This is a genomic window from Hyphomicrobium sp., assembly GCF_036262015.1.
Taxonomy (GTDB): domain Bacteria; phylum Pseudomonadota; class Alphaproteobacteria; order Rhizobiales; family Hyphomicrobiaceae; genus Hyphomicrobium_C.
Genome location: NZ_DATAJR010000008.1, coordinates 69,518 through 94,729, shown reverse-complemented (window position 1 = coordinate 94,729; position 25,212 = coordinate 69,518). Strand labels below are relative to the sequence as shown.

The 25,212-nt window shown below is 60.6% G+C and carries 24 protein-coding genes, 1 tRNA gene and 1 pseudogene; 16 read left to right on the top strand and 10 right to left on the bottom strand.

Annotation, left to right across the window (positions count from 1 at the left end):
* Positions 1–98: 98 nt before the first annotated feature.
* Complete coding sequence (locus VHO05_RS09160; protein ID WP_329646281.1) at positions 99–380, top strand: hypothetical protein; 282 nt, start codon at positions 99–101, stop codon at positions 378–380.
* A 161-nt stretch (positions 381–541) separates the two neighbouring features.
* Positions 542–1,006, top strand: a complete 465-nt coding sequence (locus VHO05_RS09155) for a DNA polymerase III subunit chi (RefSeq protein WP_329646280.1) — start codon at positions 542–544, stop codon at positions 1,004–1,006.
* Position 1,007: 1 nt separating this feature from the next.
* On the opposite strand, the gene VHO05_RS09150 is transcribed toward VHO05_RS09155, so the two are convergent.
* Genes VHO05_RS09150 through argB form a run of 3 tightly spaced genes read right to left on the bottom strand, consistent with a single transcriptional unit; the run spans position 1,008 to position 3,310 of the window.
* Positions 1,008–1,526: a four-helix bundle copper-binding protein gene (locus VHO05_RS09150; protein WP_329646279.1), complete on the bottom strand. Its 519-nt coding sequence runs from the start codon at positions 1,524–1,526 to the stop codon at positions 1,008–1,010.
* A 57-nt stretch (positions 1,527–1,583) separates the two neighbouring features.
* A complete protein-coding gene (locus VHO05_RS09145; RefSeq protein ID WP_329646278.1) occupies positions 1,584–2,369 on the bottom strand; it encodes a pyrimidine 5'-nucleotidase in 786 nt (261 codons plus the stop codon).
* Positions 2,369–3,310, bottom strand: coding sequence for an acetylglutamate kinase (argB, locus tag VHO05_RS09140; protein ID WP_329646277.1), 942 nt, complete (start codon positions 3,308–3,310; stop codon positions 2,369–2,371). The genes VHO05_RS09145 and argB overlap by 1 nt, the downstream gene beginning before the upstream one ends.
* A gap of 354 nt (positions 3,311–3,664) precedes the next feature.
* Between argB and VHO05_RS09135 the strand changes: the two genes are divergently transcribed.
* Both VHO05_RS09135 and VHO05_RS09130 read left to right on the top strand, forming a co-directional pair.
* Positions 3,665–5,359, top strand: coding sequence for a Clp protease N-terminal domain-containing protein (locus VHO05_RS09135; RefSeq protein ID WP_329646276.1), 1,695 nt, complete (start codon positions 3,665–3,667; stop codon positions 5,357–5,359).
* Positions 5,349–5,894, top strand: coding sequence for a DNA-deoxyinosine glycosylase (locus VHO05_RS09130; RefSeq protein ID WP_329646275.1), 546 nt, complete (start codon positions 5,349–5,351; stop codon positions 5,892–5,894). The genes VHO05_RS09135 and VHO05_RS09130 overlap by 11 nt, the downstream gene beginning before the upstream one ends.
* Here VHO05_RS09130 and yihA read toward each other — a convergent pair.
* The 4 genes from yihA to rpmH all read right to left on the bottom strand — a co-directional run bounded on the left by yihA (position 5,891) and on the right by rpmH (position 9,099).
* Positions 5,891–6,538: a ribosome biogenesis GTP-binding protein YihA/YsxC gene (gene yihA / locus VHO05_RS09125; RefSeq protein ID WP_329646274.1), complete on the bottom strand. Its 648-nt coding sequence runs from the start codon at positions 6,536–6,538 to the stop codon at positions 5,891–5,893. The genes VHO05_RS09130 and yihA overlap by 4 nt on opposite strands.
* A gap of 4 nt (positions 6,539–6,542) precedes the next feature.
* The gene (yidC, locus tag VHO05_RS09120) at positions 6,543–8,402 is read right to left on the bottom strand and encodes a membrane protein insertase YidC (RefSeq protein WP_329646273.1); all 1,860 of its coding nucleotides are present in this window, start codon (positions 8,400–8,402) and stop codon (positions 6,543–6,545) included.
* 128 nt (positions 8,403–8,530) lie between these two features.
* A complete protein-coding gene (gene rnpA / locus VHO05_RS09115; RefSeq protein ID WP_329646272.1) occupies positions 8,531–8,911 on the bottom strand; it encodes a ribonuclease P protein component in 381 nt (126 codons plus the stop codon).
* A 53-nt stretch (positions 8,912–8,964) separates the two neighbouring features.
* Positions 8,965–9,099, bottom strand: a complete 135-nt coding sequence (gene rpmH / locus VHO05_RS09110) for a 50S ribosomal protein L34 (protein ID WP_329646271.1) — start codon at positions 9,097–9,099, stop codon at positions 8,965–8,967.
* Positions 9,100–9,403: 304 nt separating this feature from the next.
* Here rpmH and VHO05_RS09105 point away from each other — a divergent pair, with 304 nt between their 5' ends.
* The 4 genes and pseudogenes from VHO05_RS09105 to VHO05_RS09090 form a co-directional block, all read left to right on the top strand.
* Complete coding sequence (locus VHO05_RS09105; protein ID WP_329646270.1) at positions 9,404–10,909, top strand: dihydrolipoyl dehydrogenase family protein; 1,506 nt, start codon at positions 9,404–9,406, stop codon at positions 10,907–10,909.
* 187 nt (positions 10,910–11,096) lie between these two features.
* Positions 11,097–12,620, top strand: a complete 1,524-nt coding sequence (locus tag VHO05_RS09100) for a HAMP domain-containing sensor histidine kinase (RefSeq protein ID WP_329647499.1) — start codon at positions 11,097–11,099, stop codon at positions 12,618–12,620.
* Positions 12,621–12,812: 192 nt separating this feature from the next.
* A tRNA-Arg gene (locus VHO05_RS09095) sits at positions 12,813–12,889 on the top strand.
* Positions 12,890–13,013: 124 nt separating this feature from the next.
* Positions 13,014–14,039 (top strand): annotated as a pseudogene (locus VHO05_RS09090) (tyrosine-type recombinase/integrase); the annotation flags it as partial.
* A gap of 102 nt (positions 14,040–14,141) precedes the next feature.
* Here the strand turns inward: VHO05_RS09090 and VHO05_RS09085 are convergent.
* Positions 14,142–14,339, bottom strand: a complete 198-nt coding sequence (locus VHO05_RS09085) for a helix-turn-helix transcriptional regulator (RefSeq protein ID WP_329646269.1) — start codon at positions 14,337–14,339, stop codon at positions 14,142–14,144.
* Between the two features lie 300 nt (positions 14,340–14,639).
* On the opposite strand from VHO05_RS09085, the gene VHO05_RS09080 reads away from it, so the two are divergent.
* The 4 genes from VHO05_RS09080 (at position 14,640) to VHO05_RS09065 (ending at position 17,061) form a co-directional block, all read left to right on the top strand.
* Positions 14,640–14,972, top strand: a complete 333-nt coding sequence (locus VHO05_RS09080; RefSeq protein WP_329646268.1) for a hypothetical protein — start codon at positions 14,640–14,642, stop codon at positions 14,970–14,972.
* Entirely contained in the window at positions 14,969–16,165 is a 1,197-nt protein-coding gene (locus VHO05_RS09075; protein WP_329646267.1) for a hypothetical protein, read from the top strand. Before VHO05_RS09080 ends, VHO05_RS09075 begins: the two co-directional genes overlap by 4 nt.
* A gap of 201 nt (positions 16,166–16,366) precedes the next feature.
* Positions 16,367–16,714, top strand: a complete 348-nt coding sequence (locus VHO05_RS09070; RefSeq protein ID WP_329646266.1) for a hypothetical protein — start codon at positions 16,367–16,369, stop codon at positions 16,712–16,714.
* Positions 16,714–17,061, top strand: coding sequence for a hypothetical protein (locus tag VHO05_RS09065; protein ID WP_329646265.1), 348 nt, complete (start codon positions 16,714–16,716; stop codon positions 17,059–17,061). The genes VHO05_RS09070 and VHO05_RS09065 overlap by 1 nt, the downstream gene beginning before the upstream one ends.
* A gap of 1,433 nt (positions 17,062–18,494) precedes the next feature.
* On the opposite strand, the gene VHO05_RS09060 is transcribed toward VHO05_RS09065, so the two are convergent.
* Positions 18,495–19,406, bottom strand: a complete 912-nt coding sequence (locus tag VHO05_RS09060) for a hydrogen peroxide-inducible genes activator (protein WP_329646264.1) — start codon at positions 19,404–19,406, stop codon at positions 18,495–18,497.
* A 261-nt stretch (positions 19,407–19,667) separates the two neighbouring features.
* Between VHO05_RS09060 and can the strand changes: the two genes are divergently transcribed.
* From can to VHO05_RS09040, 4 genes are all read left to right on the top strand, one after another.
* Positions 19,668–20,357, top strand: coding sequence for a carbonate dehydratase (gene can, locus VHO05_RS09055; RefSeq protein ID WP_329646263.1), 690 nt, complete (start codon positions 19,668–19,670; stop codon positions 20,355–20,357).
* A 301-nt stretch (positions 20,358–20,658) separates the two neighbouring features.
* The gene (locus VHO05_RS09050) at positions 20,659–21,636 is read left to right on the top strand and encodes a TerC family protein (RefSeq protein ID WP_329647498.1); all 978 of its coding nucleotides are present in this window, start codon (positions 20,659–20,661) and stop codon (positions 21,634–21,636) included.
* Between the two features lies 1 nt (position 21,637).
* Positions 21,638–21,907, top strand: a complete 270-nt coding sequence (locus tag VHO05_RS09045; protein WP_329646262.1) for a hypothetical protein — start codon at positions 21,638–21,640, stop codon at positions 21,905–21,907.
* On the top strand, positions 21,908–22,540 hold the full coding sequence (locus VHO05_RS09040) for an exopolysaccharide biosynthesis protein (RefSeq protein ID WP_329646261.1): 633 nt from the start codon (positions 21,908–21,910) through the stop codon (positions 22,538–22,540). It begins immediately after the preceding gene.
* Positions 22,541–22,567: 27 nt separating this feature from the next.
* Here VHO05_RS09040 and VHO05_RS09035 read toward each other — a convergent pair whose 3' ends face one another.
* The gene (locus VHO05_RS09035) at positions 22,568–25,123 is read right to left on the bottom strand and encodes a bifunctional diguanylate cyclase/phosphodiesterase (RefSeq protein ID WP_329646260.1); all 2,556 of its coding nucleotides are present in this window, start codon (positions 25,121–25,123) and stop codon (positions 22,568–22,570) included.
* Between the last annotated feature and the right edge of the window lie 89 nt (positions 25,124–25,212).

Here is a 25,212-nt window from a genome sequence, read left to right as displayed (position 1 = left end):
CACAACGAATTCGGCTGGTGCCGTACTTATCGGCAGGCTAGCCTCCGCAAGGGATCATGCCTCCGTTAGACCGTCTGACAATGGCGAAGGAAATTTGCATGTCCGAGGTTCTCTGTACCAAGACTCTCAAGGTCCTCACGATCGCGGCAGTCGTGACGAGCATGCTGACTGTCGAAGCTGCAGCGTACAGCAAGAAAGTCGAGAATGCCTGCCGCGGCGACTACGACACCCACTGTCCGGGCTACAAGGTAGGATCCGCTGCGCTTCACAATTGCATCGAGCTGGCGGGTAAGCGCGGGAATCTCAGCAAAGGCTGCTTCGACGCGCTCGTCGATGCAGGCATGGTCCCGAGGAAATATTTGAAGAAAAAGTATCCGTGAATCGCAGCGGGCGGGAACATGGCAGCGAACCCGAAGATGCTGCCTAGCTCACCGCCCGCACGGGCGTCACCCTTGATGGCGCCGCACCGGACCCCGACAAATAGGGGAGCAAGTCCCCAACATCAAGACCCTCTCGACAACTTTCTCGAGCGAGACAACACGTGACCGGCGAGAACAAAGCAGAGGTGCTTTTTTATCACCTCGAGCGACAACCGCTCGAGCGCGTACTGCCGTCGCTTCTCGAGCGAACCCTCGAGCGCGGTTGGCGCGCAGTCGTTAAATCGGGAAGTGCGGAACGCCTTGAAGCGCTCGACCTCGCGCTATGGACGTACAACGACGCGAGTTTCCTCCCGCATGGGACCGCGCGCGACGGCGATCCCTCGCGCCAACCGATCTACCTGACCACGGGTGATGAAACGCCGAACGGCGCCGGGGTCCGCTTCCTCGTCGACGGCGCCGACATGACGACGTTCAACGGTTTCGTGCGTATCGTCTGCCTCTTCGACGGCAACGACCAGGACGCGAAAGACAAAGCGCGCAGCCAGTGGCAGTCCGCCAAAACCGCGGGCTGCGCGGTCACCTACTGGCGCCAATCCGAAAGTGGCCGCTGGGAGAAGCAGGGCTAACTTACCCCGTCAGCTTCTTGCTCTCCTTGACGAACGCCGCGCAAGATTCTGCGCACGCCTTGCACACGGCGTGATGCTCGGCATGTTTCCGGCACACTTTCTCGCACTCCGCACACACTTCGCCGCAGAGTTTTGCGAGATCCTTGAGGCGCGGCGCATCGAGGGACGCCAGCCGCACCACGGCCGTACACAGCGGCATCATGGCAAGCACGCTCTTGAGGCACTCGGCGAGCGACTTGTCACCCTTCTCCATGAGCCCGACGCAATGATGCACGCACGCCTCGCCCTTCGCGACGCAATCGAGCGCAGCTTCCGCCAACGCCTGATGCTGCGAAGCTTGCTGGCCATGCCCCTCGTGCGCCGAATGATCCATGTGCCCGGCGTGCGGATCGTCTTGCGCCCGCGCGCTCCGTGCCGATCCGATGAGCCCGGATCCGGCCAACACGGCGCTGCCCGCCGCAAGCAACGAGCGGCGAGACAGTGCGGCAGTCTCAAGGCTGTTCCGATCTGCGACGTGCATAGCTTCACCTCCGGTCTCAAAGATCCGCGAAGAGAATAAGTCGCTATGGCCGGAAGGTCATCCGGATTGATGCCCTCGGTCGTCGGCGTGACGGCCGGTCGACAGAAAACCCGTCAGATCCAGAGTCATGTGGTGGATGTGATCCGGCAGCTCGGCCCACGCCTTCATCTTTTCCTGGACCGGATGATCCACGTAGCTCGAATGCACGAGCACGGTCGTCATGCCGAGTTCGTGCGGTGCCGAAAGATTCATCGGCATGTCCTCGAACATCGCCGCCTCTTGGGCCTTGACGTCGTGGCGCTTGATCATGCGCTGAAACGCTTCCGCCTCGGGCTTCGGCACGAACTCGCACGCGGCGATATCGCAGATGTCCTCAAAGAGATCGAGCACGCCGAGCTTTTCCGCCACGCGCTCCGCGTGCCGGTGCGAGCCGTTGGTGAAGATCAAGCGCCGGCCCGGAAGCTTCGCGATCTCCGCGCGCAGCTCCGGCGCGTCTGGCACCACCGAGAGATCGATGTCGTGCACATAGGCGAGAAACTCGGCCGGATCGAGCTTGTGCACCGCCATGAGCCCGGCCAGCGTGGTTCCGAATTGCCGATAGTAGCTCTTTTGCAGATGCCGCGCGTGCACGTACGGAACGCCGAGATAATGGGCGATGAACTCACCCATCCGGTGATCGACCTGCGCGAAAAGATTGCACTCCGCCGGATAGAGCGTGTTGTCGAGATCGAAGATCCAGGCGTTCGTGCGCTCGAACCATCGGCGCTCGGCACCGGGGCGCGGCTTGAGAACGACGGGACGCTCGCGATGCTGCGAACCCGAGATCTTGCGCTCTGCGCTCATCAGCCCTTCTTCGCTTTCGGCTTGCGGCGTCCGACAAGCGTACCCGCGCCGTGATCGGTCAAAAGCTCGAGCAGTACGCTGTGCGGAACCTTGCCGTTGATGATGACGACGGCTTCGACGCCCGCTTCCACAACCTCGATGCAACCCTCGATCTTCGGGATCATGCCGCCCGTGATGGTGCCATTGCGGATCAGCTCTTGCGCCTCTTCGACGGCGAGTTCGGCGATCAGCTCACCATCTTTGCCAAGCACGCCTTCAACGTCCGTCAGCAACAAGAGGCGCTTGGCCTTGAGCCGCGCCGCAAGGGCTGATGCGAACGTATCGGCATTGATGTTCAACGTTTCGCCCTCGGGAGAGATCCCGATCGGCGCGATAACGGGAATGAGGTCCGACTTCGAGATGACATCCACGATGTGCGGATTGACCTGCAGCGGGTCGCCCACATAGCCGATGTCGACGTCCTTGATCTCGCTGCTCGTCGGATCGGCCATTTGGGTGATCTTGCGCGCGATCATGAGGTTGGCATCTTTGCCGCAGATGCCGACCGCCTTGCCGCCTTGCCGGTTGATGGCCGACACGATGTCCTTGTTGATGCGCCCGGCCAGCACCATCTCGACGACTTCGACCGTGGGCTTATCCGTCACGCGCAGGCCGTTCACGAACTCGGACTTGATCTCGAGCTTGTTCAGCATGGTCGCAATCTGCGGCCCGCCGCCGTGCACGACGATCGGGTTCACGCCAGAGAGCTTGAGGTAGACGATATCCTTGGCGAAGGCGTCCGACAGCGCCTGGTCCCCCATGGCGTGCCCGCCGAATTTGATGACGACCGTCTGCTCGTCGTAGCGCAGCATGTTGGGCAGCGCTTCCGCCAGGATCCGCGCCTGGACATGGGCCGAAATGCCCTGGATCGCCTCCGGAATGTCGGTCACCTTCGTCGTCATCTTGCCTTTTCGATCCCTGCTGCCCTTGCGCCGCCGTAGCCGGTCGCCCCCGCCCCTGTTTGGGGTAACTTGGCGCGCCGGATTGACCTTGAGATGACGGGATTTGAGAACCCTGCCTCCCGGCGAGCACATATAACCTGTGGAGGGCCAGCCTCAACGGAATTCCCACACAATCGCGCGCCAAGATTACGCGTTGAGTTATTGGGGATGGAGGTCCAACCTTGTTCGGGCCCTCATCATAACGTCATATCCCGCATGACAGATTCGATCCGTCGAGGGTTCCGGGCGGCAAAGTCCGAGACTGGGAGCCGCGACGTTTGATCGGCCGGGGACACGCCCCGAGAGGACGCCTGAATGACGACGATGATCGTCGACGAGCTTGGTAGGATACCCATGTCGCCGTACCTCACGGCGACGCTGACGCGTGCGGCCGATTATGCGACGGCGCAGTCGCACCGCGAAGTGACGCTCGAGCACCTTCTGCTGGCCCTCGCCGAAGATCCCGAAGCGACTGTGGTGCTCAAGGCCAGCAATATCGACCTTGCCCGCCTGACCGCCGAAGTCTCGGATTTCCTGGGCCGCTCGGATGACCGAATCGACCACGCCAGCAACCAGACGATTGCCATTTCCAACGACTTGCGGCGAATTCTCGAGGCTGCAGCCGTCGCGGCGCGCCAGGGCCGCCGCCGCGAGATCAACGGCGCAATCGTGCTTGCGGCCATCGTAGGAGACGGGAAAAGCACGGCTGCAAACCTGCTGCGGGTCCAGGGCCTGACCTTCGAGGAGGCGATTCGCGCGCTCCAGCGTGCGTCCGCTCCTCCCCCTTCTCCGGCCCCGATGCCGCCCGCGCCTCAACAGCATCAGCCTCCACATCAACCGCAGCCTCAGCCGCCTCGACCACAGTACGAGCCAATGGCTCCTCAGGCTCAGCAGCCGTTGCCGCAAAATCCGCCTGCGCCACACCCTGCGCCGCAGGCGCGCGAGCCCCAACCCGTAGATTTCTCCCGCCCGGCCACCACTGAGGAAATCCTGGCATCGGCACGGGAACGGCTGCAAACCCGCACAGAAAACACGGAAGTTGCCGCCCCGCCTCCTTCAGAAGGAGCCCCCACGCCACTTCCCCGTGCCAACTATCCCGATCTTGGCGGCCCTCCGTCACAACGGATGCCGGCTCCGGCGCCCGATCCTGCGCTTGGGCGCGAGAACCCCGTCGGCGGACGCATGACCCCACGCGCTCCCGAACCTTCCGACGGCTATGGATCGTACGGCAACGAGCGCCCAGACCCATCCGAAGAGCCGACGCGCTGGTCGCGGCCACCCCAGCCGATGCAGTCGCCGGAAGCGCCTGCTCAGCCGTCGCCGTACGCCGCACCGCCCCCATCTTCCCCGCCGCCCGGAACGCTGCGCCAAGACGCGCCGCCGCCCACCGCCGCTCGAGCAGCACCCCCACAAAACCCCGATCGTCGACGCGGCGCGACAGGCCCATTTGTCGGCTCCTGGCCCCTGATCGAGGCAGGACAGCTCGTCGAGAACATCCCTCGCAAAATGCGGATGGGCGTACCCGTCGTGGTCGAGGCGCGTATCGCACGCGCCGACGTCAAGGCACTTGCCGAGGGTCTGCAAGGCGGCGGCGCGGCGTTCCGCCATGAGGTCGTCGTGACGAAAGCCATGTCGGTCAGGTTACGTGCGCCGGACGGTGGATTTTCGATCGAGAACCGGTCTCCCGAGACGCAGTGGATCGAGAACGTCCTCGGTTTTGGCAACGACGATTTTGCGAGCTGGCGATGGACCGTGACGCCGCGCGGCCGGGGTCGCCGCCAGCTCCAGCTCATCGTCTCGGCTCGGACGGTGGGTGCCGACGGCGTAACGGCCGAAACGGCGCTTCCCGATCAAACGATCGACGTGAAAGTCGCGATCAACTATGCACGTACGTTTGCGCGTTGGGCAGGATGGATCGCAGCCGCTGTGATCGGCGGCCTGCTCGCCAAGTTCGGCGAGACCGGCTACGTAATCCTGCAGCTTTTGGCGGCAAAATACTTTGGCACCTGACGGCATCGCGCGCCGGCTGCGGTTGAGCCCCGCGGACAAGGCAGACAGCATCGTTTGCAGTTTCGCGCCGATAGCAACCTCCGACGCACGCCTTCTCATCCTGGGCAGCATGCCCGGCGCGGCCTCGCTTGCTGCCGGGCAGTACTATGCACACGCGCATAACGCGTTCTGGCGCATCATGGGCGAGCTCGTTGGTGCTGGGCCGGACAAGCCCTACGAGGAGCGAGAACGGATCCTGCGCGCACGCGGCATTGCGCTTTGGGATGTGCTGTCATCCTGCGTCCGTCCCGGCAGCCTCGACAGCGACATTCGCGCCGAAGTCCCGAACGATTTCGAAACCTTCTTCGCCGAGCACCGCCGCATCGCGCGCGTCGGTCTCAACGGCGGCAAAGCTGCAGCAACGTTCAAAAAGTACGCCGCCCGGCACTGCCCCGCACATGTCGAGGTCTGCGTCGTGCCCTCGACAAGCCCGGCCCACGCAGCGCGCAGCTTCGAACAGAAATGCGCGATCTGGCGCGCGGCACTTTTAGGTTAGGCGCGCAACAGCGCAGCGATCGTCGCGCGTAGATCTTCCATCCCCGATCCCTTCTCCGACGACGTCGTGAGAACGATCGGGAAGGCCGCCGGATGAGACGACAGTTCCGTTTCCGTCTTCGCCTTTACGGCTGCAAGTTCCGGCACCGTGATCTTATCGCCTTTCGTCAGAACGATCTGGTAGGGCACGGCCGTCGTGTCGAGCATCTTCATGATGTCCCGGTCCGGCGGCTTGATCCCATGGCGGCTGTCGACCAGCACGAAGACACGCCGCAACGTGGGGCGCCCGGCGAGGTAGGCGCGAATGAGCGCCGTCCAGGTCTCGACCTTGTCCTTTGGCGCCTTCGCGAAGCCGTAGCCGGGCATGTCCACGAGATAGAGCTTGTCTTCATATGGCTTGAAGAAGTTGAGCTCCTGTGTGCGCCCCGGCGTGTTCGAGGTGCGCGCAAGCCCGCCATGGCGCACCATGGCATTGATGAGGCTCGACTTGCCGACGTTGGAGCGGCCAGCGAACGCCACCTCCGTCCAGCCGTCGTCCGGCAGTCCGTCGAGAGCGACAACGCCCTTCACGAACTGCCAGGGCCGAAGAACCAGACGCTCACCCGCCTCAAGATCCTCGGGCGTGAAGAGCGCCGCGTCGGTCATCCCGCTATCCCTTGGACTCGGTTCGTCGCCCGAACAGTCGCCCGATGGACGCGAACGTGCGCTTGAGATTGGCGACGAGGTGAACATCCGCGCCCTGCTTGTGGGAAATGTACCACTGCTGCGCAATCGACAGGATGTTATTCCAGGCCCAGTAGATCACGAGGCCCGCCGGGAACGCTGCCAGAAGGAACGTGAACAGCAACGGCATGAACGAGAAGATCTGCTGCTGCACGGGATCCGGCTGCGGCGGATTGAGCTGCATCTGGAACCACATCGTGAGGCCCATGATGATCGGCCAGACGCCGATATGCAGGAACTCCGGAACAGCGAACGGCAGGAGGCCGAAGAGATTGAAGATCGACGTCGGATCAGCCGCTGAAAGATCGCGGATCCAGCCGAAGAACGGCGCGTGCCGCATGTCGATCGAGACGAACAGCACCTTGTAGAGCGCGAAGAAGACCGGGATCTGCACGAGGATCGGCAAGCAGCCGGCGAGCGGATTGATCTTCTCTTTCTGATAGAGGGCCATCAGCTCCTGCTGCTGCTTGGCCTTGTCGTCCTTGTAGCGTTCGCGGAGCTGCTCCATCTGCGGCTGCAGCTTCTTCATCTTCGCCATGCTCTCGTAGCTCTTATTGGCGAGCGGGAAGAACAGCCCCTTCACGATCACCGTCACAGCGAGGATCGCGAGGCCGAAGTTGCCAAGAATGCCGTAGAGCCAGTCGATGAGATAATAGAGCGGCTTCGTAATGAAATAGAACCAGCCCCAATCGACCAGCAGCTCGAACTTCATAATGCCGAGCGACGCCTCGTAGTCCTCGATGAGCCTGACCTGCTTGGCGCCAGCAAAGAGCCGGCCCTCGGTCATCTGCTTGCCGCCCGCAGGCACGACAACGCCGCCGATCTGGTAGTCGGTCCAAAAGATCTCGGGGGAGTTGGGACCCGGACGCTGGCCGCGGAAGCTACCGGCGTACGTTGCCTTCTGATCCGGAATGAGCGTGGCCGCCCAATACTTGTCCGTGATGCCGAGCCAGCCGCCGGTCTTGCCTTCGAACGTCTTCCCGCCACCGTCCTCGAGCACGGACTTGTAGGAAATCTCCTGCAGCCCTGCGTCGCCGGGAACACCGATCAGGCCTTCATGCAGAACGGCATACCCCGACGTGTGCGGGGTTCCGAAACGATAGAGACGGCCATAAGGCGTGAGCACAACGTCGCCCGACGTGGTGTTCTCCACCTCCTCGTTCACCGTGAGCATGTAGTTCTCGTCGACCGCGAGCGTGCGGCGGAACTTGAGGCCCTGTCCGTTGTCCCAGGTCAGGGTCACGGGCGTCGTCGGCGTAAGCTTGGCGCCGGCGTCAGCCGTCCAGATCGTCTCGCTATCGGGAACCACAGTCTGTCCCCGTGCCGCACCGTGCCAGCCAAACTCTGCGAAATAGGCGTTCGGCGCGCCGAGCGGCGAGAAGAGGACGACGTTCGGGCTCTTGGGATCGACAGTCTCGCGGTACCTCAACAGGACCAGGTCGTCGATGACACCGCCTTTGAGCGAGATTGAGCCCTGGAGCGACGCCGTCTCGATGGGAACGCGCTGAGACCGCGCAAGAACCTCCGACCGTGTACCCGATGGTGCGGCCGACAGCGTATCCTTCGGCTGAACATTGGGCAGCGTCGCGCCTGGCGTAGCTGGCGCCGCAGTCGTTCCCTCCTTGGCCTTTTCGGCCTCCTGCTGCGCAACGCGTTCGCGCTGCGCCTTTTCATGTTGAGCCTTCATCTGCGGCCCGGCGTAGAAGAACTGCCAACCCAGCATCACGGCCATCGAGAGGGCGACGGCGATGAGGAGGTTCTTTTGGTCGTTGGGGCGCTGGCTCATGAAATCCTCGGAGGATGCGGACCACCGTGTACGCCGACGGGCGGCCCGCAAAAATTCAGACTGGCTCTCTTACATCCCGGGTGGCGTGCAGGGATATGGGCGATTTGGGCGCGGCTCAGCGAAACGCATCAGCTACCCTGCCCTTTTCCGGCCGCCGCAGGGTGATGCACGCGTTGCAGAGCCCGTTCAAGGTCTTTCTTGACGTCCGGGAACGCCCTGTCGAACGCAGCCGGCCGGGCGACGAGCACATAGTCGTGTTCGGAGTGTGCGCGGCCAGGGGCCACGAGCGCGACCGCGGCCTTTAGCCGGCGGCGGATACGGTTGCGCACCACCGCTTTCCCGAGCTTCTTCGTTACGGTGAAACCGAAACGGGGACCCGCTGCCGGTGCCACGTCGCGGACATTCAAGCGCGGACGCGTTTCCAGAACGAAAGAGGGCGTCGCAAAACGCGCGCCCCCTCTAAGCCTCAGAAATTCAGCTCTTTTCTTGAGCGTCGCAACCGTCGGCACGACGAAGCCTCCCGCTGTGCGGGCAACCGCCGCGTCGCGCACCAAAAGTCGTGCTAGGCCGAAAGGCGCTTGCGGCCCTTCGAACGGCGGCGCGCGATGACCTTCACGCCACCGGCGGTCCGCATGCGAGCGCGGAACCCGTGGCGACGCTTGCGGACGAGCTTGCTCGGTTGATAGGTCCGTTTCACGGCAATAACTCCAGTCGAAATTCGTAACACGAACAAGCCCGGCCACGGCGAAACCCGCCATCCAGGGCTGATCTTGATGGGATGATGGGCTTATAGGTTGCACGGCACGCGAAGTCAATTGACATGCCACAACGAGGCCCGGAATGGCGAAAGCTCGCGCCTTCCTAACGCGTTGCGGCTGCAAGCACCAATACGAACTGTGATCCTTGCCTCTTGGCCGCCGCGAATGCCTTGCCAACGCGACGAATACCGAGGAATGCTCCTGGCCCAACATCGTTAACATGGCTGGTCCTGGAGCCTCCCGATGACCCAACCGAGACCCGCATCCGCGCCTGCCGAGAGTGCCGAACCGGGCAGCGGAGCAGCGAGCGGCACCGCTGTGCTCGCGGGCGAGCCGTTGAAAGCTGACATCTGCGTCATCGGCGCCGGCTCCGGCGGCCTGACGGTCGCAACTTTGGCCGCCACATTCGGGCGCAAGGTCGTGCTGGTCGAAAAGCACAAGATGGGCGGGGCCAGCCTCAACGTCGGATCCATTCCCTCGAAGGCATTGCTGGCGTCCGCGAAGCGCGCGCACGCGATGCGCACCGCATCCGAATTCGGCATCGCATCCGTTGAGCCGCAGATTGATCATCGCGCCGTGCAGGCCAACGTCAGAGGCGTGATTTCGGCTATCGCCCCGAACGACTCGGTCGAGCGCTTCACGGGGCTCGGCATTCGCGTGATCCTCGGCGCCGCCCGTTTCCTCGATAAACGCACGCTGCTCGCCGGCGACTACCGCATCACCGCACGCCGTTTCGTCATTGCGACGGGATCGTCGCCGGCCATCCCGGCAATTCCCGGCCTCGACACGTGCCCCTACTATACGAACGAAACTATTTTCGACGTCGACCGCAAGATCCCCCATCTCATTGTCGTCGGGGGCAGCCCCATCGGACTCGAACTCGCACAAGCCCACCTCCGGCTCGGCAGCCGCGTGACCGTTCTTGAAGCCGGACGCGCGCTCGGCAACGAGGACCCCGAAGGGGTGGCGCTCCTGATGACTATGTTGCGCAGTAGCGGAATAGATATTCGCGAAGGCGCACGCGTCGAACGTATCGAGAGCATGGCCGGTTTCGTACGGGTCCACATCTCGACCGAGCAAGGCACCGAGACGGTAGACGGCTCGCACCTCCTGTTCGCAACCGGCCGCAACCCCAACGTGTCGGATCTCAATCTCGCCGCCGCCGGCATCAAATTCGGGCGTGAAGGAATAGCCGTCAATCGCGGCCTCCGAACGTCCAACCGCCGCATCTACGCAATCGGCGATGTGATCGGAGGGCCCCAGTACAGCCACGCCTCGAGCTACCAAGCTGAGATTGTCCTGCGCCGGGCCCTGTTCTGGCTGCCGTCCAAGTTCGATCCTGCCCTCATCCCGCGCGTGACCTTCACCGATCCAGAGCTGGCTCATGTCGGCCTGACCGAAGACGAGGCCCGCGCCGCAAAGCACAAGGTCAACGTCCTGCGCTGGCCGTTCACAGAGAACGACCGCGCTCAAGCCGAGCACGAGACGCGCGGACACATCAAGGTCGTGACCAGCAAGAGCGGCCGCATCCTCGGCGCAACCATCATTGGCGCCGGAGCGAGCGAGCTGATCAACATCTGGTCGCTCGCCGTCTCCCAGCGCCTCCCGATCAAGGCCATGACCAGCTACATTGCGCCCTATCCCACGTTCGGAGAGGTTGGGAAGCGCGCGGCCATACGCCAATTCACGGCGCTGCCGTCAAAGCCGAAAATCCGTAAGCTCATCGATTTCCTTGCAAGGCTTGGTTAGCCCAGCTGATCGCCCCATATATCCGGGACATTCGCCCCTTGACTATGTCCGTTGATCGGACGGGGTTTGCCGCGTCCCATGGGTGACATGCGGGTCGCGAAGTGCCAGAATCAAAGCTAGGCCTTCTCCCGCGAAGGCGTTGAAGCAGGGCCGACGTGGGACAGGGGGCCGGCACTGTGTGAGCGGCATGCCCCTCGATATGAACGAGCGTGTGATCGAAACGACGGAGAAACATGCGTTGGCCGTCTGGCCGTGGCTGCGCGAACGTGCAGCCGCGCTGAAGAACGGCTGGCTACGCATCGGTTTGCCCGCGAAGCTGCTCGTGCTCACCGCCATCTTCGTGATGCTGGCGGAAATCCTCATCTTCCTGCCGTCGATCTCGAATTACCGCATCAGCTGGCTCAATGACCGGCTGACGGCCGCCAACGTGGCCGCGCTCGCGGCGGAAGCCGTGCCTGGCCGCAACGTCCCTCCCGCGCTCCGCAACGAGCTGACGCGGACCGCCCTTGTCCGCGCCATCGCCATTCGCCGCGGCGGCGCCCGCCGCCTCGTTCTGCCGCCCGTCACCGAAATCTCGATCGACGAGCATTTCGACCTGCGCCAGCCGCCGAACATGACCCTCGGAGAGGATCTCGCGCTCCGTATCTCGCAGATCCGAGACGCCATCTCTCTCTTCTTCGCACCCGACGATCGTGTGATCCGTATCGTCGGCTTCCTCGGCCCCCGCTACGACGACGTGATCGAGGTCGTGCTGCCGGAAGAACCGCTCAAGCGGGCCATGGTCAGCTACGGCATGAACATCGTCTATCTCTCGATCATGATCTCGCTGATCACGGCTGCGCTCGTCTATTTCGCCATCAGCGCGCTGCTTGTGCGCCCGATGATGCGCATTTCGCGCAACATGTTGCGTTTCGGCGAGAACCCCGAGGACGCGAGCCGTATCATCACGCCCTCCGGGCGCGCCGACGAAATCGGCACCGCCGAGCGCGAGCTCGCCCACATGCAGCGCCAGCTCACCCAGGCCCTCATCCAGAAGAACCGCCTGGCGCAGCTCGGCCTCGCCGTCAGCAAGATCAGCCACGACCTGCGCAACATGCTGGCCAACGCCCAGTTGATCTCGGATCGCCTGACCGCCATTCCAGATCCGACCGTGCAGCAGTTCGCACCCAAGCTCATCGCCTCGCTCGATCGCGCTATCAACTTCTGCAACTCGTCGCTGCGCTTCGGCCGTGCCGAGGAAGCAGAGCCCCGCCGCGAGCTGATGCGCCTGAAGCCGCTGCTCGAAGAAGTCGCTGAGGGCTTCGGCCTTCCGCGCGAGGGCCGCATCGCCTGGACGACCGACGTCGACGATCAGCTCCTCATTGACGTGGACCACGAGCATCTATTCCGTGTCCTGAGCAACCTCACGCGCAATGCGGTGCAGGCCATCGAGAGCCAGGGCGACCGCACTGACGGCGAGATCCGCGTCAAAGCTTGGCGGGACGGCCGCAAGGTGTTTATCGAGATGTCGGACAACGGCCCAGGCGTTCCGCCGCGTGTGCGCGAGAACCTCTTCCGCGCCTTCCAGGCGTCCACGCGCAAAGACGGGTCTGGGCTCGGCCTCGCCATTGCATCCGAGCTGGTGGGCGTCCACGGAGGCAAGCTTGAACTGCTCGACACGGGTGTCGGCGCCACCTTCCTGATCGAGCTACCCGACCGAGCCGTCCGCTAGCGCGCTGGCCCCTACTGCCTATTGCCCACTCCCGGCCCCCGCAGCTCCTTGCCTCACACCCTATGTCGCTGAAGCCCCTTGCACTTGCGCGGCTCTCATATTAGGAGTTGCCCCCTTGCCGGACTGAAGGCGGCCCCGCGTCGCCCGAAGGTTCCCGCCGATCCTTGATTCGGCACATAAAATCGGCAAAACGCGCCCGTAGCTCAGCTGGATAGAGCACCAGACTACGAATCTGGGGGTCAGAGGTTCGAATCCTTTCGGGCGCGCCAATCTACCTTCATCATAGATGAGCATAGATCCTCCCAACCCTTTTCGATCATTGAACAAATAGGTCGCTGCCACCACCATAGGCTCGCATGGCTCTGCACCCCTACGCGATGGGTTCGAGAGACTATGGAGAGACTAGCTATGCCTATCGTTCAACTGACCGACATCGTTGCGCGCACGGCCAAGGCTCATCCCGGAAAGCAGGTCACATATTGGGACCGCACACTGCCTGGTTTCGGGCTACGTGTCGGCGAGCAGATCAAAGCATGGACCGTGATGATCGGCGAAGAGCGGCGGCGTCTGACGATCGGGCGCTACCCCACGATGAACCTCCACGTCGCGCGCACCGAGGCGCGCCGGCTGATACTCGCGGCAACGGTCGCACGGCTAGACTCCGACGTAACGGTCGTCCCGTTTTCTAACGCCCTCGAGCAATTCATCGACGTCCATCTTTCCGAAAAGAAGAACTCGACGTCACGTGACTGGGAGCGTGTACTCCGGAAGCACTTTGCTCCGGCATGGAAGAACTTGCTGATGCACGAGATCACCCGAAGCCATGTGGCCGGGGTGATCGACGGGCTCGTGCGGACATCGGGAGAAGCCAACAACGCCTTTGCAGTCGTTCGCGTCTTCCTCCGCTGGTCGATACGACGTGGGTACCTTGCGAACAATCCCATGCAGTCCCTTGCGCTCCCATTCCGTCGCAAAGCTCGGGACCGCGTGCTGGCTCGCGATGAACTCCTCGCAATTCTGCACACCTTAGACCTCTCGAGCAGCTTCGGAATCATGGCACTGCTCCTGCTTCTGACCAGTCAGCGCCGTGGCGAAATCGCAGGCCTTCGGTCAGAGTGGATCGATCGCGACAAGAGACTGATGGTGCTGCCGAAGGAGATTACCAAGAACCGCCAGGAGCATGCCGTCCCACTGACACCGTATGTCATGTCGTTGTTGCCGGATCGCGAAGGTCTGTTGTTTCCCGCGCGTGGCAAGCCCGATCGCGTATTCAGCGGCTGGTCGAAGTGCATGGCGAGCTTACGTCGAGACTGCGGTGTTGATTTCCGCTTGCACGACCTGAGGCGAACGGGCGCCACCATGATGGCCGGTATGGGCACTGCGCCGTACGTGGTCGAGCGGTTGCTCAACCATATCACCGGCAGCACAGCTGAAAGTCTCACGCCGCTGGCGAGGATCTATAACCGACATCGGTATCTCGACGAGATGCGTTCTGCCCTCCTGCTTCTGGAGGGCGAGGTGTTACGCCTCTTGCGGGAGTGCGGTGCGCTTCCTGTCCTTGGCGCGGGCTTCGAGCCAGGCCTGGACCTCCGCTTCGACCCAGCCGACGCGGCACGGACCGAGCTGGACCCGTTTGGGGAAGAGGCCCTTCTTCTCCAGTCGGTCGATGTGTGCGGGAGAGTAGAGGACAAGGGCCCGTAGGTCCTTTTTCGAGATCATGCGCATGCATGTGACGGATACGGTCGCGTCTCGTATCCGTCAATCCGTATAAGGGTAGGATTCTGCGCTGAATCCTACGCTCGCTCGTCTGTGCTCCGCGCGTTTGCGCAGATCGCTGCACTTCGTAGCGTTCATCAGAATCTATCTTTCTACCCTATCCCGTATTCCGGATTTCTTGCCGGTGCAGTACAAGGATGCCGATGGCTAGTACGGTACACGTCGGCTTCTTCTCGAAAAACATGGTGGCAAAAACCGTGCGCTCTCGCGGACGCCGGATGTTCTCCATCCGGTGACGGGCAGGTGGATGATGCGTTGGCCTACCGCGGGCGGCGCGAGGAACAGGAGATCATGAGTCGTGATGACGTTGGAAAAGTCCTTGGTGCATGGGTTGGCAAGGGCAGCAATGTAAGTAATCCCCTTCAATCAGGGAATGCAACGCGGACTAGCAATGGGATCGACCCGATCCCGATGGCTGCGGCCGATGACATGGCCCAGCTGAACTTCAAAGTGCCGCGGAGCATGAAGCGCCGCATCAAGCAGCTCGCGGCGCGCGACAGCATCACCCTCCTAGCGATGCTCTATCACATGGTCGATCTCTATGAGCGCGAGCACGGCGGTCTGAACTCCCGATGATCGCCAGCGCAGGCACTCGGGCGGTGCGTTGGGCGGTCATCATCGTCTTGGGCGTTGCGACGGCCGGCATGATTGCCGTCTCGTTACGCGCGAACTTTCTGTTCGGGTATGGTTTCGGGCAAAGCCCTGAGAAGGCGCAGGTTTTCGGGTGGGCGAACGTCGCGGCCGATCTTTGGAAAGTATCCGGTCTCATCCTCATCAGCGGGCTGTGGCGCGCGCAACGCAGACGTCTGGCCGCGCTCCTGTTTCCCGCGTGGTCGCTGTGCTTTGCATGGGGGATGGTCGGCGCCATCGGCGTCTATGCCCAAGATCGCACTACCCTCATTGGCAATCGCGCGACGGACGCTGACGCGTACGCCGCTGCGGTTCGGGAAATTGCGGATATCGAGCTCAAACTCTCAGGCCTCTCATCGCGGACGGTCGCACAGGTCGACGCGTCGATCGCGGCAGTGCTGTCTCGTCCGGTATGGATTGGCGATCGCATCCGCGGCACGGTCGGCACGGTGTCGGTTAATTGCACGCGGCATGAACGAGCGACGGCGGACGCATGTCTCGACGTCGCACGCCTGAGGGAGGAGCGGGCTGACGCGCAAGAGGCTGGTCGTTTGCAATCTCGGGCGGCCGAGATTCGTGATGTCCTTGCTCCCTTGCGCCACCGCGGCGCTATCCTCCCGGCCGATCCAGCTGCCGAACTGCTCGCGTGGCTTTCCGGTAACCAGCTGAGTGTGCGCGACATCAGCTTCGGTTTCCCGCTCGCCTTCGCGCTGCTCATCGAGGTCATCTCCGCGATTGGCCCCGCGGCGATCGTCGCATTCGCGGACGGAACGCGCGACATAGGGAAGGGAAGCTATGCCGCGACAGAGCGTGCCCTTGCCAGCCGTGGCGCGCTGCGTCCGGCCACGGCGAGCTTCGGCGCGCCGGAGCACGTCGCGCGATGGATGGCGGAGCGGACCGAGCCGGCCGTGGGTGGTCCTGCGATCCAGCTCGCGCACCTACACACGGATTACGCGGCGTGGTGCACAAGCGTCGGCGGCGACGATCTCGGATTGAAAGCCTTCCAGCACGCATTCGACATGGTGCGCGATGCGCGGGAGATCCGCGGATCCATCCGCAAGTTCGGGAACCGCTACTACGGAATACGGCTGGTGGCCTCGGTGCGACTGCTGTCCGAGCACCGCGGTCTCGGACGGTAAATACCGCTTGTGCGCTAGAAGAGAAAAAGTCCAGCGGGGGACACCGGCCGGAAACACGAGGTGCTTGTTCGACACGACAGGGCCGGCTCGCGCAACAAAACCAACGCGCGGAGAAAAAACGGCTTGTGAAGAGAGTGAGTCAAATCGAATATCAGTGAACGTGCATTCACATTTGCACTACGTTGTGCAGGGAGTACCCGGATGGCGAGGAAGCCTGCAAAGAAAAGAAAGCCGCAAGTGGTGCGCAGGAGCGGCGACGATATCCGCCGGGAGATGCTTGCCACCCAGTGGGACGAGATCGAGAAGATGGCAATGGGCATGCAGAGCGGCATGCTCGAAGCGTTCGAGATATTTGGCACGACGTTGGAAGAGGTGGTAGGCAACCGCGGATATGCCGACATCCACTTAGCGGTCATCTTCGAGTTGCTGCCGCCAGTGGCCCAGCGCCGGATGCTCGATGATCCGCGGCTTCACGAGAGCGCAACTATCCTGCCGCTCGTGAAGGAGTTTCGAGACAAGACTAAACGGCCGAAGAAGGGGAAGAGCTGATGGCGGACGCATCGATGCTGCCTGAAGCATTACATGTGTACTTCGATGCGATGACGAGGGCACGCCCGTTCGATGATCTCGACTCGAGTCTGACCGAAGATTGCGTGGCGGAGATCGTAATGGGCACCTATGGCAAACGCCCGATCATCGGATCGTATAATTGCCGCAGGGAGGTCGTCGCTATGATCGCGTTGCGGCGCGACAGCTTCACAACCCTCAGAATCATTCCCAACGTCTACTGCAGCGAGCCCGAACTCATTGAGCTCTCTACAAGATGCGATGATTCAGCATCCCTCCTTGCTGGAGGTGAGTACCACAGCGACGTACGACGTCGCGGCTGGATATAAGCTACGTGATCGCATCTACAGCATCGAGGAGCGGTGGATGATGCGGAAGGAGACGCGGAAGCGGAAGAAGAAAGGGTAAAGCGATGAGCGAGACTGATTTGGGGCCGGAGGCTATCGCAGGATTCCTGCAGGGTGCCCTTAAGGAGTTCGGCTTCAAGGTTCCCCTCCGAGTGGCATTGGTAGCCAGCAACTACGCGGCCTTAGTCGGGAGGCACTGCATGTCCTTCTCAAGACGGGCCCGAAGATGCCCCAAGCTCTACGTCGTGCACCAGGAATGAGGTGGGCGGCACTGTTGTGGCCGAACGTGTGCGCCACATGGATACTCGTTACTTCGCGATGGAAAACGCGCGCTGCAAGGGCGACGAAACGGAACTAGACATTGCTCCTAATCCTTTTCCGCCCTGGTTGAGCAAAGCGCAGAGCACTACTCGGCTATCCGAGACGGGCCGCATTTACTCTTCCGCCGAGATGGGATTGGCGAGATAGCAAGCACAAGCGGAGCCCTCCGGAATGTTCGGAGGCCTTTGAGAGTGGAGGGCGGTCAGAGACAGACCGCCCGATGCCCCGCTGGCCGTGGCCTGCTGCATCTCGCACTGTTTGTCGCGCGCTCCTCGCTAATTATATGGAGCGCCCAGCTTGCGATCGGCTGGGGACAGCGACGCAAAATCCGCCACAGTCAGCGCATCACCTATTCTCCTCACTGACAGGAGAAACGAATGATCTCTCGTAGAACATTGTTCGGGCTTCTCGCAGGCGGCTCGTGCGCTGCAGTGACACCTCTGCAAGCGCAGCCAATGAACGTGGAATGGATTGAGCCCGATTGGGACGACAGCGCAAGGCCGGAAGGCGGAGGCGTCTGGCGTGTTAAGTGGTTCAATCGTAAACGCGGATTCGGATTCATCGCCAATGGCTCTGGCGAAGAAATGCGTGTCGATGCCGCAGTTATTCGCGCGAGCGATATCGACATATCGGAAATGCGTCCTGGCCGAATGTTTGTCGTTCGGTGGAGGCGTGATGAAAACGCTAAGATCCCGACGGCGCTAACTCGGCGCTGAGGTTTTCGAATGCGAATACACCATTGCGCGGCGCTCGTACGTTACTCATTTGAATGGTGCCGCAATCGCGAGCGATACTCCTTGGTTTGCAGCAAGGGAGGACGGAAATTATCTCACGACGTTCATTCTTCGCTCTATGCGCCAGGGACCGAAGCCCAAAAGGGCGGAGACGCCGCGAGCGCAGCGAGGCGGGGCGGTGGCTCCGCTCGCAAGGGCCCGTCGACGCGTCAGCGGCGAGGCGCCGCTGTGATCCAATAGTCTGACCAGTTGTGGCGATGACCTGTGCACATGAGGTTCTACCAATCGCCGCACCGGTCGAGCGCTTCGGCTAAAGTTGCCCTGTCGTCATAATCTCTTTTTGAACCGAGGTGTCAGTGACTACCGGCGTCGCTCCAACCCAGGTTCGATCATGCCCTTAAAGAAATCTGCGAGCTCGATAAAGGTGGCGGTTCGCGACGCCGATTTACGCCAAGCCATGCCAAGAGTTCTGAACAAACTGCGGTCTCTAACTTCTAAGAGTCGAACATCTTTATCTTGAGCAAGCTCGCTTCGGGCATATAAACCCGGCATGAACGTTATCCCTAGGCCCATCACGACCATCTCACGCAACATATCCAGACTCGTGCCTTCGAAATCGTACCGCAAACGAGCGCCGCTCGCCTTGCAAAGCTCAATCGCCGCATCATGAAGTTGATGACCTGGTCCGAGGGTCAGGACGTCCTGTCCTTCAATGTCTGCGAGTGCGACCGACTTTTTGCCGGCTAGAGGGTGGTCAGAACCAACCGTGAGCAACAAGGGCTCCCGAAACAAGACAACCGACTCTATCTCCGCGCCCTTGATCGGCATCGGGCAAATGATGACGTCGTGGAAGCCTTCCTCTAACAAACGGGGTAGAACCTGCGGAAGATCTTCGCGCACGTACAAACGCAAGGCGGGATAGGCGCGATGCAATTTGGGTGCAGCTCGCTGAAGTAGATAGGGCCCGATTGTCGGCGGCAATCCCAGACGGAGAAGCCCTCTCAAGCCTTTCGCGTCACTTGCCGCTAAATTGCGTATCTCTCGGGCGTCTTTCAACATCCTTCTGGCGATCTCGACGACCTCATTGCCGATAGGAGTGAGGAGCACCCGAGCTGTCGATCGTTCGACGAGCTGGACGCACAACCGCTCCTCGAGAGATTTAATTTGCTCGCTTAAGGTTGGCTGCGTGGTGTTGACTCGTTCGGCAGCTCTGCGGAAGTGCTTCGTTTCAGCAAGCGCGACAAGGTATTCAAGCTGGCGGAGGGTCGGCATAGGCGGTCCCAAATACTAATCGGAAACTCCTATCGCATGGTGGCACGCTTTCAATTGGACGCCAATCAGTTTGAAGCTTAATTGGGTGTCTATGGGTCCGAGGCGACAGGAAAAAGCGGTGCGGACGATAGCCAAGGCGTCCTCCCGAAATCCACCGACGCCATACCAGGGACGCTACGAGGTCACGAACCGAGTGGCTCGGCTGGTACCGACTAAGCGAGCACCTTGCTTAGTCGGCCCCATTGGGACAGGAGAACTGCCATGGCCGAGCTCGCCAGACTATTTGAAAAAAATCGCGCCTGGGCATCCGCTCAGGTCGCTGCTGATCCGCTCTATTTCTCCCGCTTGGCGCAAGGGCAAGCGCCCAAATATCTTTGGATCGGATGCTCTGACAGCCGTGTGCCTGCAAACCAGATCCTTGATCTCGCCCCCGGCGATGTCTTCGTACATCGCAATGTGGCGAACCTGGTCGTGCACACCGACATGAGCTGCTTGTCCGTGATCCAGTTCGCAGTCGAAGTTTTGAAGATTGAGCACATTATCGTGTGCGGACATTATAGTTGCGGCGGTGTGCACGCGGCGTGTGGATCTAAACAGTACGGCCTGATTGATAACTGGCTGCGAAATATCAAAGACATATATCGGATGTATAAAGCGGAACTTGACTCCATCGAGGACCAGCATGGGCGGGCAGATCGGCTGTGCGAACTTAACGTGATCGAGCAGGTCAAGAACGTCTGCCACACCACCATCGTGCAGAATGCCTGGGCCTCAGGGCGTCCTCTGTCCGTGCATGGAGTTGTCTACTCGCTGGAGGATGGCCTCCTTCGCGATCTCGCGGTGCGCGTTAACACACCCGGCGCGCTGGAGGATATTTATCGAACCGATTCATATCGAAGCACGCATATTCCCAGCACCGCTCTAGCGAACGGGTCATCTCATGCAGGCTAATCCCACCTTAATGATTGCCAACATGCCCAACGTGTCGCGTTTGGTGCAACGTCTGCAGGCCATCAGTCGGATTATAGACCGTGAAGGCAAGAATCCGCGCGCTTCAGCGAGCCGGATCCATAAACTTCACCGCGTTGCCACCGCGGTGCGACAGCGGTTAGCGGCTTCGATAGCGCTCACGGTTCAACGCCGAAGAAAAAGACTGCACGACCAGCGATACAAGCAACACTGACCGTTCGTTCGAAAAAGGCAAACAGGCGTGCATTTTCTCTTCGAAACCTTGCTGGACACACCGGTCTGGATGTGGCTGGTCTTCTTTACGCTGGTCCTTTCATTGCTTTTGCTTGACCTTGGGATATTCCATCGCAAGGCTAAAGCGATAGGCGTCAACGAAAGTCTGATAACGAGCGCCTTTTATATTGCCATGGGCCTCGCGTTCGGCTGCTGGGTTTGGTATCAGCTCGGATCGCAGGCAGGTTCTGAATACTTCACCGGCTTTTTGGTCGAAAAGACGCTGGCGCTGGACAACATCTTTGTTATCTCCCTGATTTTTACCTATTTCGCCATTCCTGCTCAGCATCAGCATCGCGTACTTTTTTGGGGCATCCTTGGCGTTATCGTCCTGCGCGCTATCATGATCGGCGTGGGTGCCGCGCTCGTTGCGGAGTTTGCGTGGGTCCTCTACATCTTCGCGGCATTTTTAATAGCCACCGGTATCAAGATGCTGCTCGTGGAAGAGCAGTCGCCAGACATCGGTGCGAACCGCTTCTTACGCTTCATTCAGAACCGCTTTCGCGTAACGCCTCACCTGCATGAGGAGCGCTTCTTGGTGCGATTGCCCAATCCGCAAACCGGCCGTGCGGAACTCTGGGCAACACCACTCTTGCTTGCACTTGTCTTTATCGAGGTTGTCGACTTGATCTTTGCCGTCGATAGCGTGCCGGCGATCTTCGCGATTACGACCGATCCTTTCATCGTGTACACCTCGAACATCTTTGCCATCCTCGGACTTCGCGCGCTTTACTTCGCGTTGGCCGCTGTGATTGACAGATTCCGGTATCTGAAGCACGCCCTCGCGCTCGTGCTAGTTTTCATCGGGTCTAAAATTTTTATCGCCGACTTGATGGGCTGGGAAAAATTTCCTGCAAGTATCTCGCTCGGCGTCACGCTGGCGTTGATAACAAGCGGCGTTGTTTATTCGATTATAAGGGTGCGCCAACAGCGCTTCAGCCACAGTAAACAGAGTTCGACTAACGGTCCGAAAGAGGCAGGCTGCTAACATGCTCACGTCGGTTTCATATGCCCTCGTTGCTGTGCACGCGACGTACGTAATCCGGTCAGTCTGGATCGCGCGTAAAGAGCTGAGAGATTGCGCCTGGGACACCAAGGTTTTGTACCTCATCGTCGCGCCGGTACTGACGCTCGCCGTAGATCTCCTCGAGGCGACTGATCGACTGTTTTGGGCACCGGCACAGCGCCCGGCCACCGGTTCTGTAAGCAAGCGCAGCCACCGCGGGCGGACCGGTTCTCCCCAGCTCAAGCCCACCTAGATGCATCCTGCGCATTGCGATAAGCAGGCCGAACAGCCCGGCTCTAAAGCGAGTCTGCGGACCTTGTGGGACGACGTCTTCCGCCGGCTTCCCACGCACCGTGACACCACGCTGGGCGAGCTTCATCAGATGCTTGGCGATCGGGGCGCGGCACTTACCATAGCCGTGATTTCTGTGCCGGCGATGATACCCAGCCCGGGCTTGCCGGTCGGCACCGTTTTCGGATTAGTGCTGCTGGTGCTTGCCTACGAACTACAGCGTGGCAGGCGGCTTGGACGTCTGCCTCAGCGGGTCGCGAACATTCGGCTGCCGACCGCCACCATGCTCAAAATATCTGATTGGTTTTCGCCGTGGTGTGGGGTAGCGGACCGGTATTTGAAGTATCGATTGCCGTTTCTATCGACCACCGGCTCCTCAAAAGCGTTAAGTGTCGTCATCATGCTGATGGCACTTATGCTCGCGCTTCCCATTCCGTTCGGAAATTTCGTTCCGGCAGTGGCAGTCTTTTTAATTGCGATTGGATTGGCCTGCCGCGACGGCGCGGTCATTCTTGCGGGTATCGCTCTCAGCTGCGCCGCGGCTTTCGCGCTGGGAGGCATGATCTTTTGGGCCTCTCGCGCGCTCGCCGGCTAGCCGCACCTACTGCCGAGATGATGTGACTTACGCCAATTTGGCCGGGCGGCAATCCAGTATTTGCTCGAGCGGCCCGGGCCGGCCGAGAAGGTACCCTTGTAGCTCTTCGCAGCCCGCCAACGTGACCAAATCCTTCTGCGGTCCATTTTCAACACCTTCCGCGGTAGTGCGAATACCAAGCGCTCTGGCCATCGATGTAATGGCTACCAGGATGGCCCGGGAGCGGTCATCGTTTTCCAAATCCTGGATAAAGGCACGGTCAATCTTCAAGCGATCGACGGGAAGTTCCTTGAGACAGCTGAGCGAGGAGGTACCCACACCGAAGTCATCTATAGCGACGTTCACGCCCAATTGGCGGATTGCACGCAGGGTAGAGAGCGCGAGGGTGCTGTTTTCAAATACGGCCGATTCCGTGACTTCCAGCTCCAACCGAGCTGCCGATAAACCCGTCCGGTCCAGGATAGCGATAAGCCGCTCGACAAATGTTTCGTCGGAAAGCTGCATCTTAGAGAGGTTGACGGCCACCTTCAGCCGGTCCGAGAGAGCCGCGACTTCTGAGCACGCTGTTTCCAGGACCCAATCGCCAATGGAATCGATAAGCTTTGTGCGCTCAGCAAGCGGAATGAAAACCGCCGGTGGGATGTCGCCGAGAACTGGATGACGCCAACGCGCCAGCGCTTCGACGCCGACGAGACTCCCGTCACGTGAGAAGAATGGCTGGTACACGACAGACAGTTCGTTGTTGCTCAATGCATTTTTTAGATCGCGCCTAGCAATCCGATGCGAAGACGCCTCTGCATCCTGCGAGGCTTCGTACAGTGCAAATCGATTTCGACCTCCGCGCTTGGCGACATACAGTGCTGCGTCGGCCGATTTCAGGATCGAATCGATGTTGGTTCCATCTGCAGGTAAGACAGATATGCCAATGCTAAGACCGATAGAGATTACTTTTCCCTCGAGCTCGATAGGCTTCCGAACCTCGTCAAGCAGGCGCTGTGCGAGCGCAGCCCCTTCAGCCCGATCCGCATTAGCTGCCAAGATGGCAAACTCGTCGCCCCCGAGGCGAGCTACCAGGTCTCCATCTCGAAGATTGTTCTGCAATCGGCTCGCCACTTCCACCAATAGCAGGTCACCGGCTGCGTGACCCAGCGTGTCGTTGACTTGTTTGAAGTGATCTACGTCCACCAGCATGACCGTGCACACCGGCCCTTCCGGGGCAGAAAGGGCAGCCTGTAGCTGCCCAACGAGGTTCCGCCGATTAGGCAAGCCCGTCAAACTATCGTGGAGGGTGCGGTGGCGCAGCGTATCTTCTGCGTCCCGCTGAGTGGTTACGTCGGTATACGTGCAGATCATACCGCCATCGGGCATCGGCCTTTGTGAGACATGCACACACCGACCATTAGTCAGGCGCTGGTCAAAATCTGTGCACACAAGCGGCGCATCCAAAGTGTTCGCGCTCTCAGGTGCAATACCGGCTAAGTTGCACGCGGAGACTAAGCTCTCCAGCGATTGCCCGACGACGACCTGCTCCGCAGACAGGTCATAAATCTGCAGGAAGCTGTCGCTTCGCATCACAATCCGCTGCGCGTCATCGAACAGGCAGACGCCGTGCGACATCGAATTGAGCGCAGCAAAAAATTTTTCTTTCTCGCGCCGGGAGGCTTCCGACGCAGCTTTCCAGTGCCGTCGGTATTCATCCCGCTCAGAAACCGCAGCCGCGATCGTAACGGACATGAAGAGATTGACGAGACAGAACAACTGCACGACCGAGATCTTCATCGACGCGTCGGCGCCAACCGTCAGGGACGCCGGACCCAAGCCAGCGTAGGTGAAAGCAACCGCCAGCGCCGTCACGATGAAAGCAGCAAACGCAGTATGGCGGACACCAAGCTGGAAGGCGATGAGTGCGGTGAAGGGCGTGATCAGGAACAGCAACGGAGCGCGCGATTGACAGAAAACGATCACCGTCGCGGTCAGGAGTAGACCATAGTGGGTGAGAAGCTGCGAAGGTCTGATCCTCCTGCGCTCCGCAGTCCGATCGGAGACGAGCATAAAAACTGGTGTCACGATCAGAAGGCCGAGGCTATCCGCGGGGAACCACGTACTCCAGGCTGACCAAAAGGGGACAGAGTAGGTTTGCCAAATAACGAGAGAACCCCATGCTGACGGCAGCAAGGGAGCAAGGATGCCGCTCACTGCGCAAAATTTCAGGAACGACGCAACCTCGGTAAAATTCTTGAACGCGAAAACCCGCAGCAACCAAAATGCAAGTAAGCACTCTGAGCTATTTGCAATGCTGTAGCCGACCGCGGGAAGGAGGAGTTCCCCGTGCAGGAGGCTTGCAACGGTATTTGCGGCGAAGCTGAGTGCCGCAACCCGAAGGCGCGTGGCTCGGTCCTTAGACAGCAAGAGACCAGCAAGGAGAATACCGTTGGCTGGCCAAATGGCGGATACGAAATTCTCAGTACGAGTGAGCGACATCGCCGCAAATACTGCGGTACCAAAGGCAGCTGCGACTTCGAGCGGCAGGCCCAAAAAAGGCCGGAGATGGCCGTTTATTTTCCTTAGTGAGTTAGTAAACATAATTGTTGCCCGCCGTTAAGATTTAACGCAGGCTAGATTGAAAAAGTTAAAATGCTGCTTTCATACTTAAGTAGAAAGTAATAGCACCA